The organism is Aquipuribacter sp. SD81, from assembly GCF_037153975.1.
In the GTDB taxonomy this organism is placed as follows: domain Bacteria; phylum Actinomycetota; class Actinomycetes; order Actinomycetales; family JBBAYJ01; genus Aquipuribacter.
In genome coordinates, this window is record NZ_JBBAYJ010000008.1 from 36435 (window position 1) to 50489 (window position 14055).

At 78.0% G+C, this 14055-nt stretch carries 8 protein-coding genes; 2 read left to right on the forward strand and 6 right to left on the reverse strand.

The features are described from left to right. Positions 1-49: 49 nt before the first annotated feature. Positions 50-3571, forward strand: coding sequence for an adenylate/guanylate cyclase domain-containing protein (locus WAA21_RS06390; RefSeq protein ID WP_336921942.1), 3522 nt, complete (start codon positions 50-52; stop codon positions 3569-3571). On the opposite strand, the gene WAA21_RS06395 is transcribed toward WAA21_RS06390, so the two are convergent. Next, on the reverse strand, positions 3568-4569 hold the full coding sequence (locus WAA21_RS06395; protein ID WP_336921943.1) for a hypothetical protein: 1002 nt from the start codon (positions 4567-4569) through the stop codon (positions 3568-3570). The genes WAA21_RS06390 and WAA21_RS06395 overlap by 4 nt on opposite strands. A gap of 27 nt (positions 4570-4596) precedes the next feature. Next, entirely contained in the window at positions 4597-5496 is a 900-nt protein-coding gene (locus WAA21_RS06400) for an MBL fold metallo-hydrolase (RefSeq protein WP_336921944.1), read from the reverse strand. 110 nt (positions 5497-5606) lie between these two features. Between WAA21_RS06400 and WAA21_RS06405 the strand changes: the two genes are divergently transcribed. Next, positions 5607-7319, forward strand: a complete 1713-nt coding sequence (locus tag WAA21_RS06405; protein ID WP_336921945.1) for an MFS transporter — start codon at positions 5607-5609, stop codon at positions 7317-7319. A gap of 9 nt (positions 7320-7328) precedes the next feature. On the opposite strand, the gene WAA21_RS06410 is transcribed toward WAA21_RS06405, so the two are convergent. Genes WAA21_RS06410 through WAA21_RS06425 form a run of 4 tightly spaced genes read right to left on the reverse strand, consistent with a single transcriptional unit; the run spans position 7329 to position 13922 of the window. After that, the gene (locus WAA21_RS06410) at positions 7329-9746 is read right to left on the reverse strand and encodes a glycosyltransferase (RefSeq protein WP_336921946.1); all 2418 of its coding nucleotides are present in this window, start codon (positions 9744-9746) and stop codon (positions 7329-7331) included. Next, entirely contained in the window at positions 9743-10702 is a 960-nt protein-coding gene (locus WAA21_RS06415; protein WP_336921947.1) for a WcbI family polysaccharide biosynthesis putative acetyltransferase, read from the reverse strand. The genes WAA21_RS06410 and WAA21_RS06415 overlap by 4 nt, the downstream gene beginning before the upstream one ends. Then, complete coding sequence (locus WAA21_RS06420) at positions 10699-12843, reverse strand: hypothetical protein (RefSeq protein ID WP_336921948.1); 2145 nt, start codon at positions 12841-12843, stop codon at positions 10699-10701. Before WAA21_RS06420 ends, WAA21_RS06415 begins: the two co-directional genes overlap by 4 nt. Continuing rightward, a complete protein-coding gene (locus tag WAA21_RS06425) occupies positions 12840-13922 on the reverse strand; it encodes a glycosyltransferase (protein ID WP_336921949.1) in 1083 nt (360 codons plus the stop codon). The genes WAA21_RS06420 and WAA21_RS06425 overlap by 4 nt, the downstream gene beginning before the upstream one ends. Between the last annotated feature and the right edge of the window lie 133 nt (positions 13923-14055).

Here is a 14055-nt window from a genome sequence, read left to right on the forward strand (position 1 = left end):
GCCGCCGCCTAGGGTCTGCTCATGGCCCCCGGTCGCCTGAGGCGCGGTCGTGCCGCGGTCCGGCGCCGTGCTCGCTGACGGGCTCCGGGCCTACGTCCCGGACCTGCTGCTGTCGTGGTCGCCGACCCACGGCGACGAGCGGCACATGCGCCTCGACGGGACCCTCGCCTTCGTCGACATCTCCGGCTTCACCCGGCTGACCGAACGGCTCGCGCGCCGCGGGCACGTCGGGGCGGAGGAGATGAGCGACCTGCTCGACGCCACCTTCTCCGCGCTGCTCGCCGCCGCCCGCGACCAGGCCGGCGACCTCGTCAAGTGGGGCGGCGACGCCGTCCTGCTGCTGTTCACCGGCCCCGAGCACGCGGCCCGCGCGTGCCGCGCGGCCGTCGACATGCGCACGACGCTGCGCACGGTCCGCCCTCCCGTCGCCACCGGCGGCACCCTCAGGTTGCGCATGTCCGTCGGCGTGCACAGCGGGCCGTTCGACTTCTACCTCGTCGGCGACCCCGCGCTGCACCGCGAGCTGCTCGTCGTGGGACCCGCCGCGAGCGAGGCGGCCCGGTTGGAGGCGCTCGCCGACGCCGGCCAGGTGGCGCTGAGCGACGACACCGCGGCGCTCCTGCCCGCCCGCGCGCACCGCCCCGGACCGGAGCCGGGCAGCCGCCTGCTCCGGGCCCGTCCCGACGACCGCGCCACCGCGGTCGCGCCGCGGCCCACGCGCCTCGAGCCCGGCTCGCTCGAGCAGTTCCTGCCCACGAGCCTGCGGGACCACCTGCTGTCGGAGCAGGGCGAGGCGGAGCACCGCTCCGTCGCGGTCGCGTTCGTCGGCCTCACCGGCACCGACGACCTCTCGCGCGACCGGGGCGCCTCGGCCGTCGCCGACGCCCTCGACCAGTGCGTCCGGGTCGTGCAACGTGCCTGCGCCGAGCACGACGTCACCTTCCTCGAGACCGACATCGCCCGCGACGGCGGCAAGGTCATGCTCGTCTCCGGCGCACCGCGCAGCAGCGGGCACGACGAGGAGCGGATGCTGCTCGCCGTCCGGGCGGTGATGGACGGCGCCGGGGTGCTGCCGCTGCGCATCGGCGTCAACCGGGGGCACGTGTTCACCGGCGGCTTCGGGCCGGCGTTCCGGCGCACGTACTCCATCAAGGGCGACGCGGTGAACCTCGCCGCCCGCGTCATGGGACGCGCCGGCCACGGGGAGGTCCTCGTCACCGAGGCGACCCTCGAGCGCTCGCGCACCCGCTTCGAGACGGACCCGCTCCCGCCGTTCCTCGTCAAGGGCAAGAGCCTGCCCGTCCGCGCGTCCCGGCTCGGCCCGGCGCTGCGCACCGAGGGCGGCCTCCGCGCCGGCACGCCCTTCGTCGGCCGCGAGGCCGAGCTCGGCGCGCTCCGTGGTGCCCTCGCGCGGGCGGCCGACGGGCGGGGGCTGACGGTCGACGTGGTCGGCGAGGCGGGGATCGGCAAGAGCCGGCTCGTGGCGGAGCTGCTGCGCGAGGCGTCCGGCGTGACGGTCGTGCGCGGCCGGGGCGGCGACTACCGCTCGAGCACGCCGTACTTCCCGTTCCGGGCGCTGCTGCGCGAGGCGCTCGGCCTCGAGCCGGGCGCCGACCCCGAGCCGACCGCCCGGCGGCTGCACGAGGTCCTCGCCCGCTCCGCGCCGGAGCTGCTGCCGTGGCAGCCGCTGCTCGCGCTGCCGCTGGACGTCGAGGTGCCGGCCAGCCGCGAGAGCGAGGAGCTCGACCCGCGGCACCGCCGGGCCCGGCTGGAGGAGACCGTCGAGCAGCTCCTGCTGCGCGCCGTCACCGGGCCGCTCGTGCTGCTGCTCGAGGACGCCCACCTCCTCGACCCCGCCTCGGCCGACCTGCTCGCCCGGCTCGTCGCCGCCGCACCGCAGGCACCGTGGCTGCTGCTGCTCACCCGGCGGGACGGGCCGGGCCCGGTCGCCCTCGAGCCCGGGCCGGACGTGCTCGTGGTGGAGCCGGGGCCGCTGACGCCGGCGGAGTCGTTCGCGCTGGCCCGTGCGGCCGCGCCGACGCCGCTCACGCGGCAGGAGGTCGTCGCGCTCATGACCCGCAGCGGCGGCAACCCGCTGTTCCTCGAGGAGCTCCTCGCGACGACGCCGGCGAAGCCCGGCGGCGTCGCCGACCTGCCCGAGTCGGTGCAGGACCTCGTGACGAGCCAGGTCGACCGGCTCGCGCCGCTGGACCGGCTCGTGCTCCGCTACGCCGCGGTGCTCGGCGTCACCGCCGACCTCGACGTGCTCGACCGGCTCCTCGCGGCGCACCGCAGCGACGTCCGGCTCGCCGAGCACCTGCCGGCGCTGGCGGAGTTCCTCGTGCCGTACGGGGAACGGCAGGTCCGCTTCCGGCACGCCCTCATGCGCGAGGTCGCCTACGAGGGCCTGCCGTACCGGCTACGCCGACTGCTGCACCTGCACGTCGGGGAGGCGCTGGAGGCGGCCGCCGAGGACCCGGAGCAGGTGAGCGTGCTGCTCTCGCTGCACTACTTCCACGCCGGTCGCTTCGACCGGGCGTGGCAGTTCTCGCGCGCGGCGGGTGAGCTCGCGCGCGAGCAGTACGCCAACGGCGAGGCGATCGAGCTGCTGGGCCGTGCGGTCGAGGCGGCCCGGCGCTCCGCGGGCGAGGTCGTGCCGGAGGAGGTCGCGGGCGTGCTCGAGGCGCTGGGCGACGTGTCGCACCTCGCCGGCCGCTCCGGACCGGCGCTCGAGGCGTACCGCTCGGCGCGTCGGCGGGTGGCCGACGACCCGGTCGCCGCCGCCCGGCTGCTGTCCAAGCAGGCCCGTACGGCCCAGCGCCTCGGCCGCGTCACGCAGTCCCTGCGCCTGGTCCGCCGCGCCCTCGCCTCGCTCGAGGGCGTCGAGGGACCGGAGGCCGCCGCGACGCGGTCGGACCTCGCGACGAGGTACGCCCTGGGCCGGTGGAGCCAGGGCCGCTACGACGACGCGCTGGGCTGGGCGACGGTCGGCGCGCGCGAGGCGGAGGAGTCCGGCGACAAGCCCACCCTCGCGCTGGCGTACAACACGCTGCACACCGCGCACTACTACGCGGGCGTCGAGGAGGACGTGCCGTACGGGCGGCTCGCCCTGCTCGCCTACGAGGAGCTCGGCGACCTCGCGGGGCAGGGGCACTGCGTCAACAACCTCGGCGTGGAGGCGTTGGACGCGGGCCGGCTCGCGGAGTCGGCGGAGCTCTTCGGTCGGGCCAGAGAGGTGTTCCGGCGTCTGGGCGACGAGGCCGACGAGGCCAACGCCACGTACAACGCGGGCGACGCGATGCTGCGGCTCGGCCGCCACGACGAGGCCGGGCCGCTGCTGCGCGACGCGCTCGCGGCGGCTCGTGCCGTGGGCGACGAGGAGCTCGTCGCCCTCGTGCTGCGCGAGACCGGCCAGCTGTACGTGCGGCTCGGGCGCGCGGAGGAGGCGAGAGCCCACCTGGCCGACGCCCGGGCGCGGCTGACGGGGCTCGGGCTCACGCAGGAGCTCGCCGCCCTCGACGACGCGGAGGCGGAGCTCGCGTCGTCGGGGCGGCGGCAGCCCTCGGCCTAGTGGCTCATGCGCGCGTCGCGCGTGATGAGCAGGTACAGGTACGTCGTGCCGGAGCCGTCGCGCCGGCTCTGCACGTAGTCGATGCAGTGCCCGTCCGGTCCGGTCATGACGCCCTTGGCCCCGCACGCCGGTGAGGGCGTGAGGTCGCCGGTCGGGTCGAGGTTCACCTGCAGCCCGTTGCTCTGGATCGACCCGTTGCCGCAGCGGCTCTTGTCGCAGCGCACCACGAGCGTCGCGGGGGAGGTGGCCGAGTAGCGCGTGCCGAGGTCGGCGAGCACCTGCAGCACGACGCCGTCCTCGGCCCGGCAGCCGATGTCTCCCGTGCACAGGCCGGTGGAGAAGAACACGTCGCTGTCGACGCCGTTCGGCAGCACCGCGTCGACGCACGTCTGCTCCCCGGGTGCGGCGGAGGTGACGCACGGCTCGGTGGCGCCGGTGCGGCTGACGAACAGGCTGCCGTCGCGCTGACCCGCGGGCACGCGCACGGTGTCCGCGCTCAGCACGACGTCGAAGGGTCCGGCCGTGCCGGGGTGCAGGTCGGCGGACGGCTTGCGACCGAGGGCGGCCGCGGTGAGCACCACGCCGTTCGCGGCGGGCAGCCGCAGGCCGGTCGCAGTGGCGGAGCTCGCGCCGGCCGGGACGGTGACGGTCGTGAGCGTGCCGCCGTCGGCCGTCGCCACCCGCACGTCGGTGTCCGACCTCGTGCTGTACGCCGCGGGGACCGTCCCGGCGCGCAGCGTCACCGTCAGGGAGAAGGGCGCCCCGGCGAGCAGCAGCACGTCGGGCGTGCCCGACGCGGCGGGCAGGTCGAGGCCCGTGACCGAGACGGTGACGGTGTCGGCGACCGGTCCTGCGGACCGGGGAGCGGCCAGCGCGCCGCTCGCGGGGAGGGTGACGGCCAGCAGGAGCGCGCCGAGCAGCGCGAGCAGCGACCGGGTCCGGCGGGTCGGCGGGGTGGCGGTGGTGGCGTGGGAGCGGTGCGGCAGAGACGTCGGCATGTGCGGGTTCTTCCTGTGGTCGCGCCCTCAGCGCGTGGTGACGTGGTGCGGGCCGCCGTTCGCGCGGGTCCCGGGGTCCTCGACCTCCTCCCCGTCCGTGGCGGTGCGGCGGAGCACGATCCGGTCGCCCTCCCGACCCACCGACGTCGGCAGGGCGGGGGCGAGGTCCGGCGCCCAGCCGGCGATCTCGTCGAGCGCCTCGTCGGTGCGGGCCGGCGAGTGGTGGAACAGCACGAGGGAGCGGACGCGGCAGGCGACGGCGAGGTCGACGGCCTCCTGCACCGTGCAGTGGCCGTAGTCGACCGCGCGCGGGCGCTCGTGGTCGAGGAACTGGGCGCCGTGCACGAGCAGGTCGACCCCGTCGAGCAGCTCGAGCAGCGCGTCGGAGACCCCTGCCGCGGGCGCGTGGTCGGGCAGGTAGGCGAGCGAGACGCCGTCGCGCTCGACCCGGTGGGCCAGGGTGCGACCGCCCTTGTGCCGCACGTCGACCGCGCGGACGCGGAAGCCCTCGACGTCGCGGGCGGTGCCGTCCCACGCGTGGAAGCGCCAGCGGCCGCGCAGGCCCTCCGGGGTGATGGGGAACGCCGGCGGCGACAGGGTCTGGGCGAGCAGGTCGCGGCCCGTCAGGTCGTGCTGCGCCGGCACGAGGAGGTCGGCGCGCGAGTCGTCGCGGTCGCCTGCGGCGAAGAAGGGCAGGCCCTGCACGTGGTCCCAGTGCAGGTGGCTCAGCAGTATCGAGCCCGTGAACGGACGTCCGGCCAGCCGCTCCGTCAGGGTGCGGAGCCCGGTCCCGGCGTCCAGCACGAGGGTCGGGACGTCGGCGCCCCCGGCGGTGACGGCGACGCACGACGTGTGCCCCCCGTACCGCACGAACTCGCGTCCCGGCGCGGCGGTGGAGCCGCGGACCCCCAGGAGGTCGACCTTCATCGCGCCCACATGGCGCGCAACATAACGGCGCGGCACCTCGCCCGTATGTCGTCTGGATGACACAACCGGGGTCTGGTCACGCCGGTCGCGCGTGGGGGACGCTCGGCCTCGTGGCCAGCGGTCGCACGACCCGCTCCGACTCGTCCGGCGGCGGCGGTGCCGCGCCCGCCGACCCCGGGCCCGGGCGCGGGCCGCTACGCCGCGCGCAGGCGTCGTTCGGCCTCATGTGGACGGGCGAGAGCGCATTCATGGTGGCGCTCGCGGTCGTCGCCTTCCGCGACGGCGGCCTCGCGGCCGTCGGGGTGGTGACGGCGGTGCGGATGGTGACGGCTGCCGCGTTCACGCCGTTCCTCGCCGCGACGGCGGACCGGGTCCGCCGCGAGGTCGTCCTCGTCACCATCGGGCTCGTCCGCTCCGCCGCGCTCGGCGGCACGGCCGTGGTCGCCGCCGTCGGCGGCCCGATGGCCGTCACGTACGGCTGCGCGGCCGTGGCGACCGTCGCGCTCGCCCTGTACCGCCCGGCGCACTCGGCCCTGCTGCCGGCCCTCGCACGCTCGCCGCGCGACCTCACGGGCGCGAACGCGGTCCGCGGGATGCTCGACTCCGTGTCGGCGCTCGGCGGGCCGCTCGTCGCGGGGGCGCTGCTCGCCACCAGCAGCGCCGCGACCGTGTTCGCGGTGGGAGCGGTGCTGTCGCTGCTGTCGGGCCTCGCCGTGCTGGCGCTGCCCTACGACGCGCCGCCGCGCGCCGCCGCGGTCCGCGCCCCGGTCACGCGCACGCTCGTCCAGGGCCTCGCGACCATCGCCGGCAACCGCGACCTCGCGCTCGTGACGTCGCTCGGTGTCGCGCAGACGCTCACGCGCGGCGCGCTCACGGTGCTCACCGTCGTCGTCGCGCTCGAGCTGCTCGACACCGGCGAACCCGGCGTCGGCGTCCTCAACGCCGCGGTCGGGGCCGGCGGGGTCCTCGGTTCGCTCGGCGCGCTCGCGCTGGTCGGGCGGGGCCGGCTCGCGTCCTGGTTCGGCGCCGGGGTCGCCCTCTTCGGGCTGCCGCTCGTCCTGGTGGGGGCCGTCCCGGTGCAGGTCGTGGCGCTCCTCGCGCTCGCGCTCGTCGGGGTCGGCAACGCCCTCGTCGACGTCGCGGGCTTCACGATCCTCGCCCGCCGCACCGACGAGAGGGTGCTCGCGCGCATGTTCGCCGCCTTCGAGGCCGCACTCATGCTCGGCGTGGCCGCGGGTGGTCTCCTGGCGCCGCTCGCGGTGGACACCCTCGGGGCGCGGGGGTCGCTCGTCGCGGTCGGGCTGCTCGCGCCGGTCGCCGTCGTGCTGCGCCACGGGGCGCTGCGCCGCCTCGACAACGAGCTGCGGGTGCGCGACGCCGACATCGAGGTGCTGCGCGCGGTGCCCATGCTGCAGGCGCTGCCCGCCACGACCGTCGAGCAGCTCGCGGCGGACCTCGAGCACACGACCCACGCGCCCGGTGCGACGGTCGTGGCGCAGGGCGAGGCGGGCGAGGAGTACTTCGTCGTCGTGTCCGGCCGGGCCGAGGTCGTGCGCGACGGCCGCCTCGTCAACGTCCTCGAGCGCGGCGCGGGCTTCGGCGACGTCGCCCTGCTCGCCGACGTGCCGCGGACGGCGACGGTCCGCGCGGGTGCCGACGGTCCGCTGCGGCTGGCGGCGCTCCGCCGCTCGGCCTTCCTCACGGCTGTGACGGGCTACCCGGCGAGCGCCGTCGCCGGGCGCCGGTCCGTCGCCGAGACCCGCTCACGCGACGAGCAGCGGGACACCGCGCGCGGGGACCGCTCGCCGGAGGCCACCCCCTGACGACAGGCGTCAGCCTGCTGCGGCGGCCCGCTCGGCCGGCTCGGCCGGCTCGGCCCGCTCGGCCCGCTCGGCCCGCTCGGCCCGCTCGGCCCGCTCGGCCCGCTCGGCCCGCTCGGCACGGGCCCGCAGCTCGCCGCCGAGCGACAGCTCGGCGCCGACCGGCTGCGTCGCGGTGATGTCGAGCGCGACGTCGCCCGTCAGCGCGTGCGGCGCCCAGCCGCGGCGGGCGAGGTCCCGGGCGTGGCGCACCCGCAGGCCGGGCGCGTCGAGCGGTGCACGGCCGACGAGCGCGTCGAGCGGCACGCACGGCTCGACGGGCCGGTCGACCCGGACCCGGGCCCGGCACCGGCGCAGCGACGCCTCCGGCACGGGCCCGGTGCGGACCCGTGGGTCGCCGGCGAGCGCGTCGGCGTGTGCCGCGGACGCGAGCCACACCCCGACGTCGCCCGCCGCGAGCAGCGGGGCGACGACCAGCAGCACCTGCTCCGCGGTCCAGCCCCGGTCGTCGACCTCCGCGACCACGAGCGGGTGCTCCCACACCGGGCCCGGCGGGCGGGTCGCTCGCGACGGCAGCAGGGCCGCGAGGGTGAGGGCCTGCTGGTTCTGGACCGCACGGCGGTCGACGTCGCGGCCCGCGAAGTCGACCCCGTCGTGCCACGCGACGGCCGCGCGCGCGTGGCGGAGCCCGGCTCCGGCGAGCCAGCAGCGGTTCGCCATCTCCCAGTCCTCGCCGCCGTACGCGCGGAACGACTCCTCGAAGCCGCCGACCCGGTCGAACAGGCTCCGGTGCATGCTCATGACGCCGCCGATGACGAAGCGGTAGGACTCGTCGTCGGCGCGGCGCAGGTCGTCGGTCCAGCCGTAGCCGTCCCGCAGCCAGCCGGGCTCGGGCAGCTCGGACGGCGCGGGACCGTCACCGGAGAACCACGCACGCAGCGCGGCCGGGCCGAGCCCGGCGAGGTCGGCGTGACGGCGGCGCCCCACGACGAGCACCTCACCGGTGCCGTCCGGGTCCGCGGCCGCCGCGTCGTCGCACGCGGCGAGGACGGCCTCGAGGTAGCCCGGCTCCGGGACGGTGTCGCCGTCGAGGAAGCACAGCACCTCACCGGTGCAGGCGGCCACGCCCAGGTTGCGCGCCGCCGCAAGGCGGAAGCCGTCGTCGTCCTGGCGGACCAGGCGCAGCCGGTACGGCTGCGCGGGCAGCGCGGGCGGCTCCTGGGAGCCGTCGTCGGCGACGACGACCTCGAAGCCGGCGGGCGGCAGCGTCTGCGCCGCGAGGCCCTCGAGCACGAGCCGGAGCAGGTCGGGGGCGTCGTAGTGCGCGACGACGACCGACACCCGCGGCGCCGCCAGGTCGTCACCCGGGGCGCCCGCGGGCCAGGGCGCGAAGGTGAGGCGGGCCGCCTCGGCCGGCGTCGGCCCCACGCCCGGGCCGTCGCCGCGCCAGGAGAGGGCCGGGTCCGCGAGCACGGCACGGATGCCCGCGGCCAGCGCCTCGGGGGTGTCGTCGACGAGCAGGAGCGAGCCGGGGGCGCGGGCGTCGACCTCCTCGGTGTAGCGGCTGCGGGTCGCGACCGGCCGGCGGCCGGCGGCGGCCCACGCGGTCAGCGACGCCGACGCCGACACGTGCCGCGGCGCGAACACCGGCACGTCGACGCCGCGGAGCAGTCCCGGCAGGTCGGTGTCGTCGACCCAGCCGTCGACGCGTACGCGGCGGCCCGCGGCCCCGCCGCGGCGCACGAGCTCCGCGACGACGTCGTCGTGGCCGGGTGAGGCCCCGCCCAGGACCCGCAGCCCGACGTCGTCGGGCAGGCCGGCGAGCGCGTCGAGGACCTCGGCGTGCCCCTTGCCCGGGTACACCCAGCCGAGCACGGCCACCTCGCGCGGCCCGTCGCGCCGCCCGGCCGGGGTGACGGCAACGGGGGCGTTGGCGTCGGGCACCGCCAGCGGCACCACCCGGAGCCCCGCCGGCTCCGGCGCGTGCTCCGCGGTCAGCGCCGCACGGAGCAGGTCCGCCTCGTGCTCGCTGCTCACCACGACACCCCGGACGGCCCCGACCACACGGGCGTACGCCGCACGACGGCGCAGGGCCGGCGTCCCGTCGGAGGCCTGCGGGAGGTCGTGCAGCGTCACCGACAGCGGCACCCGCGCCGCGAGCCGTTCGACGACGTCGGCGGCCTCCTCGGGCGACCCCCCCAGCAGGTGGTCGGTGACGTGCAGGTGCACCCCGGCGCCGGCCGGGGCGTCGAGCCCGTCGAGGAGGTCGAGCCCGTGGACGAGGTCGTCGAGGTCGCTGGACCCGACCCGGCGCGGCACGCGCAGGACGTGCGCGTCCGCGACCCCGGCCCCGCGCAGCAGCAGCTCGGCGTAACGGACGACGCCGTGCCCGACCGGCCCGACGACGAGGTGGCGCAGCCCGTCCGTCACAGGCCCAGGTCCCGCATCGCGTCGGCGTGGCGGGCGAGGCCGGCCGTCACGACCTCGGGGTGCTCGGCGTACCAGGCCAGCTGCGCCTCGCGGACGGCCCGGTCGGTGACGGGCTCGCCGTTCACGAGCCAGTCGGGCCGCGCCCGGGCGGGGTCGAGCCCCAGGGCGTCGAGGACCTCCGGGTGCAGCGGCGCGAGGACCGAGCGCAGGAGCACGCGCCCGGGGTCGCGGGCCGTGGCGCCGGCTCCGAGCGCGTCGAGGACGCGCTGCACGAGCCCGACGAGCACAGGGTTGCCGGGGTGGTTGAGGGTGTGGGAGGCCTCGGCGCCGGCCGCCTCGAGCAGGTCGGACACGACGAGGGTGCCGTGGGCGGCCTCGCGGCGACGCAGCTCGGCCCGGCTCCGGTCGGCCACGGCGAGCAGACCCGCCCGCCCGGCGGTGCGGGGCGCCTCCGACGCCCCGGCGCCGCCCCGCGCGGACCCGGCGGGCGCGGCGGTCCGCGCGGCGAGGGCCAGCGTGCGCAGGTCGTGGTACGGCACGACGGGGGGCTCGCCCGCGCCGTCGACCCGGACGAGCGCCTGGTAGGGGTGCAGCCGGGAGTCCCGCACGACCGGGACGAGGACCAGCCGCGCCGCCGGGGCGGCTGCGGCGACCTCGGCCGTCCCCAGCGGCAGCCCGTGGTAGCCGTCCCGGACCGGCTGCGACACGAGCACGGCGCACGTCCGCAGCAGGCGCGTCAGGTGGGGCTCGTCGCCGGCGACGAGCTCGTGCACCGGCGGCACGCGGACGCAGCGGAACGTGTGCGTGCTCGTCTCGAGCACGACCCGCATCGCCTCGGCCTGGCAGTTGCCGTGCACGACGAGCACCGGCCGGTCGTCGCCGGCCGTCGCGTCGCCCACGCCGTAGAAGTCGCCGTAGTGACGGGTGCGGCCGTCGACCGGCGGGGTGGCCGTCACCAGCGCCCGCCGGCGGCGGCGAGGGTGTGCAGGCGGGCGTGCTCGGCGGCGACCGCCGCGCGCTCGTGCAGGCGTTCGGCGAGCACGGGGGCACGGTCGCCGTCCCGGCGCAGTGCGGCGCTGAGGGCACCGGCCAGCGCGGCGGGGTCCGGCCCGGCCGGCCCGCTGGGGAAGGCGTGGACCTCGTGCTGCTCGGCCCACCGACCGAGCGCGGGCGCGACGACGGGGGTGCCGACGTCGTGGCACGCCTCGACCCACCCGCTGTGGGTGCCCCAGCGGTAGGGCAGGACCAGGGCGGACAGCCCGGCGAGCTCCGGCCACAGACGCTCCGCCGGCGTCCGGGGACCGACCTGCAGGTCGAGGAGGCCGTCGTCGTGGGCCCGGCGGAGGACGGCGACGAGGTCGGCGTCGGGCCGGGGGAAGCCGGGCTCGAGCACCTCCTGCCGCAGCGTCACCCGCAGCGTGGCGGGTCCGAGGTCGGCGAGCGCCTCGCGCACCTGCGGGCCCAGCAGCGCGCGCACGACGGCCGGGTCGGTGCCGGGGCGCAGCAGGCCGAGCGGGCAGCCGACGACCCGCTCGGCCGGGCGCGTCCGTGCCCGGCCCAGCACGTCGGGCGGTGCGAGGTGGGGGTGCCGGACCACGACGGGGCGGCGCCCGAAGCGCCGCGCGACCTCGTCCGCGGCCCCGGGCGTGAGGGTGAGCAGCCCCGCGGCGCGCCGGGCGAGCAGCGCGAGCTGCGCCTCGTGCGGTGCCTGGTCGACCAGGTGCGGGTTCTGCAGGTCGTGCACCGTCCACACGACGCGCACACCGGCGTCGTCCGCGGCGTCGAGCACCGCCGACAGCTCCTCGACCCCGACGGACTCGAAGCCGAAGTGCACGTGCAGCACGTCGACCGCGGCGCCGTGCTCGGCCAGCCAGCGCCGGCCGTCGCGCCAGCGGAACGGCGGCAGGTCCGGCTGCGAGGTCCGCACGGGCGGGTCGACCACGGGCGCGGTGACCGGGTAGGCCGCGGACGCCGGGGTGGCCGCGCCCTCGACGGTCGTCGCGTGGCGGACGTAGTCGTGGTCGGCCGGCACGTGCACGACCCGCACGGGCGGCGGGGCGGCGGACGACACGGTCGAGGCGGCGACCTCGCGCACCACCGCGGCCGCGCGGACGGCGCCGGCGCCGTCGGACCACGTGCGCCAGCGGGCCGCCGCGGCGTCGCGGTCCGCGGCCAGCCGGTCGAGGAGCGCGGGCCACCGCGCCGGCGCGGGCCACGCGTCGGCGGTCTCCGCCACCCCGGCGGTGCGCAGCAGCCGCGCGAGCTCGACCTGCTCGTCGAAGGGGCGTGGCTGCGGCAGGGCGAGGAACGGGACGCCCGCCGCGGCGACGTCGGCGGTGAGCCCGCCGCCGCAGGGCCCGACCACGACGTCCGCGCCGCTCAGCAGCGGCCACACGTCGGCGACGTGGCCGTGCTCGACGACCTCGTCGGGCCGCCCGACCGCGCCCTCCAGCTCGCCCGCCACGTGCCAGTGCCACCCGGTCGTTGTGAGCGCGGCGGCGCGGACGTCGGCCCCGCGCACCCCGTGCCCGCCCGTCCCGACCGCGAGGACCGCGCAGCGGCCGGGCGGGCAGCCGCGGTCGGGTACCGCGGGTGGCCGTCCGTCGAAGCGGGAGAAGGCGCCGGTCCACCGGGTCCTGCCCGCCCACCCGGGCTCGTCCCCGCCGTGCGCGGTGCGCGGCCACGGCGCGAGCAGGGCGGCCGCGGTGGCGTAGCCGAGGTGGTGCGCGGGGTCGTCCCGCACGCCGGGCTGGAGCACCGCGACGGTCGGCAGGCCGAGCAGCCGGCCGAGCAGCAGCATCTCCACCGACACGTCGACGACGAGCAGCCGGCACCCGGTGCGACGCGCCCACGCCGCGACCGCCTCGGCCCGACCGAGCATCCCGCTCTCGCCCCGTGGCGCCCAGTGCAGCGCGCCGCCGGCGGTCGGGTCGTCGGTGCGGGCCGAGCCCGTGTCCCGCGGCAGGGCCAGCCACTCCACACCGTTCGCCGGCTCGCCGCTGCCCATGCCGGTGACCGGTTCCCCCAGGTGCGGCGCGACGGCCTCGAGCCGCCGCCGGTGGCCGGAGCCGTGGTCGTGGACGTACCAACCGATCATGCGGCCGCCCGGTACACCTGCACGTACCGCTCGGCCATCGCCGTCACGCTCAGCGTCGCCAGCGCGTGGGACCGGACCCGACGGCGGTCCATCGCCAGCGCGCGGTCCGCCGCCCGGGCGAGGTCCGCCACGTCGTCCGGTGCGGCGAGCACGCCGCCGCGGCTGCCCACGACGTCGCGCAGGCCGCCGCGGTCGAAGGCGGCCACGGGCGTGCCGCACAGCATCGCCTCGGCCGCGACGAGGCCGAACGGCTCGTCCCAGCACGGCGTCACGAGCGCGCAGGCCGAGCTCCCGACGAGCCGGGCGAGCGCGTCGACGCCGAGGTGCCCGGCGTAGCGGACGCGGTCGGACAGCAGCGGCTCGACCTCCTCGGCGAAGTAGCGCTGGTCGTGCACCGGGCCCGCCAGGACGACGTCGCGGTCGAGCAGCCGGGCCGCGCGCACCGCGAGGTGGGGCGCCTTCTCCGGCACGATCCGCCCCGACCACACGAGGTCGCGTCCGCCGGGGCCGGCCGGCCACAGCAGCGGGTCGACGCCGTTGCCGACGACCTCGACCTCGCCGAGCACGTGGGACCAGCGCTCGGCGACGTCCCGGGAGACCGCGAGGAAGCGGCTCGCGAGGGCCCCGTCGAGCGCGCCGGCCTCCTGCCACGCGTTCGGTGGCGTGTGCAGCGTCGTGACCATGCGCGTGCCGAGCAGCGGCGCCATGGCGAGCGGCAGGTAGTGGAGGCTGTTGTTGTGGACGAGGTCGAGCCGGTCCACGTCGCGCAGCAGCCGGGACATGGTCTGCTGCATGCACCGGTGCTCCCACAGGAAGTGCTCCGGCGGGGCGGCGATGTCGGCCCGGGCGGCCGCCGACACCGGCGGCGGGGCGAAGACGGGGACGACCGTGGCCACCGAGCGGTCGCTGTCGCCGTGGGCGTACATGACGACCTCGTGCCCGGCCGCCGTCAGCGAGCGGGCGAGCGACCAGGTGTGCGCCTCCAGGCCGCCCGCGAACGGCTGGGCGACGGGGAACCGCAGCCCCGCGACGAGGCCGATCCGCAGCGGGCGCAGCGCGGGGTCGGGCGCGGGGGGCACCGGACGGGTGCGGGTGCGGCCCCGGTACCGACGGGGCAGACGGGACAGATCGGTCGCCACGAGGTCTGCTGCGGCTCGCGCCATCCGTGCTCCATCCCTTGCTGGCCCCCGTGGGGGCGACGTCGACGTACGG

Bases quoted from the DNA above. Each gene is read 5' to 3' on its own strand.
- WAA21_RS06395 (WP_336921943.1), bottom strand. From the start codon at position 4,569: ATGCCGACGTCTCTGCCGCACCGCTCCCACGCCACCACCGCCACCCCG.
- WAA21_RS06400 (WP_336921944.1), bottom strand. From the start codon at position 5,496: ATGAAGGTCGACCTCCTGGGGGTCCGCGGCTCCACCGCCGCGCCGGGA.
- WAA21_RS06420 (WP_336921948.1), bottom strand. From the start codon at position 12,843: ATGATCGGTTGGTACGTCCACGACCACGGCTCCGGCCACCGGCGGCGG.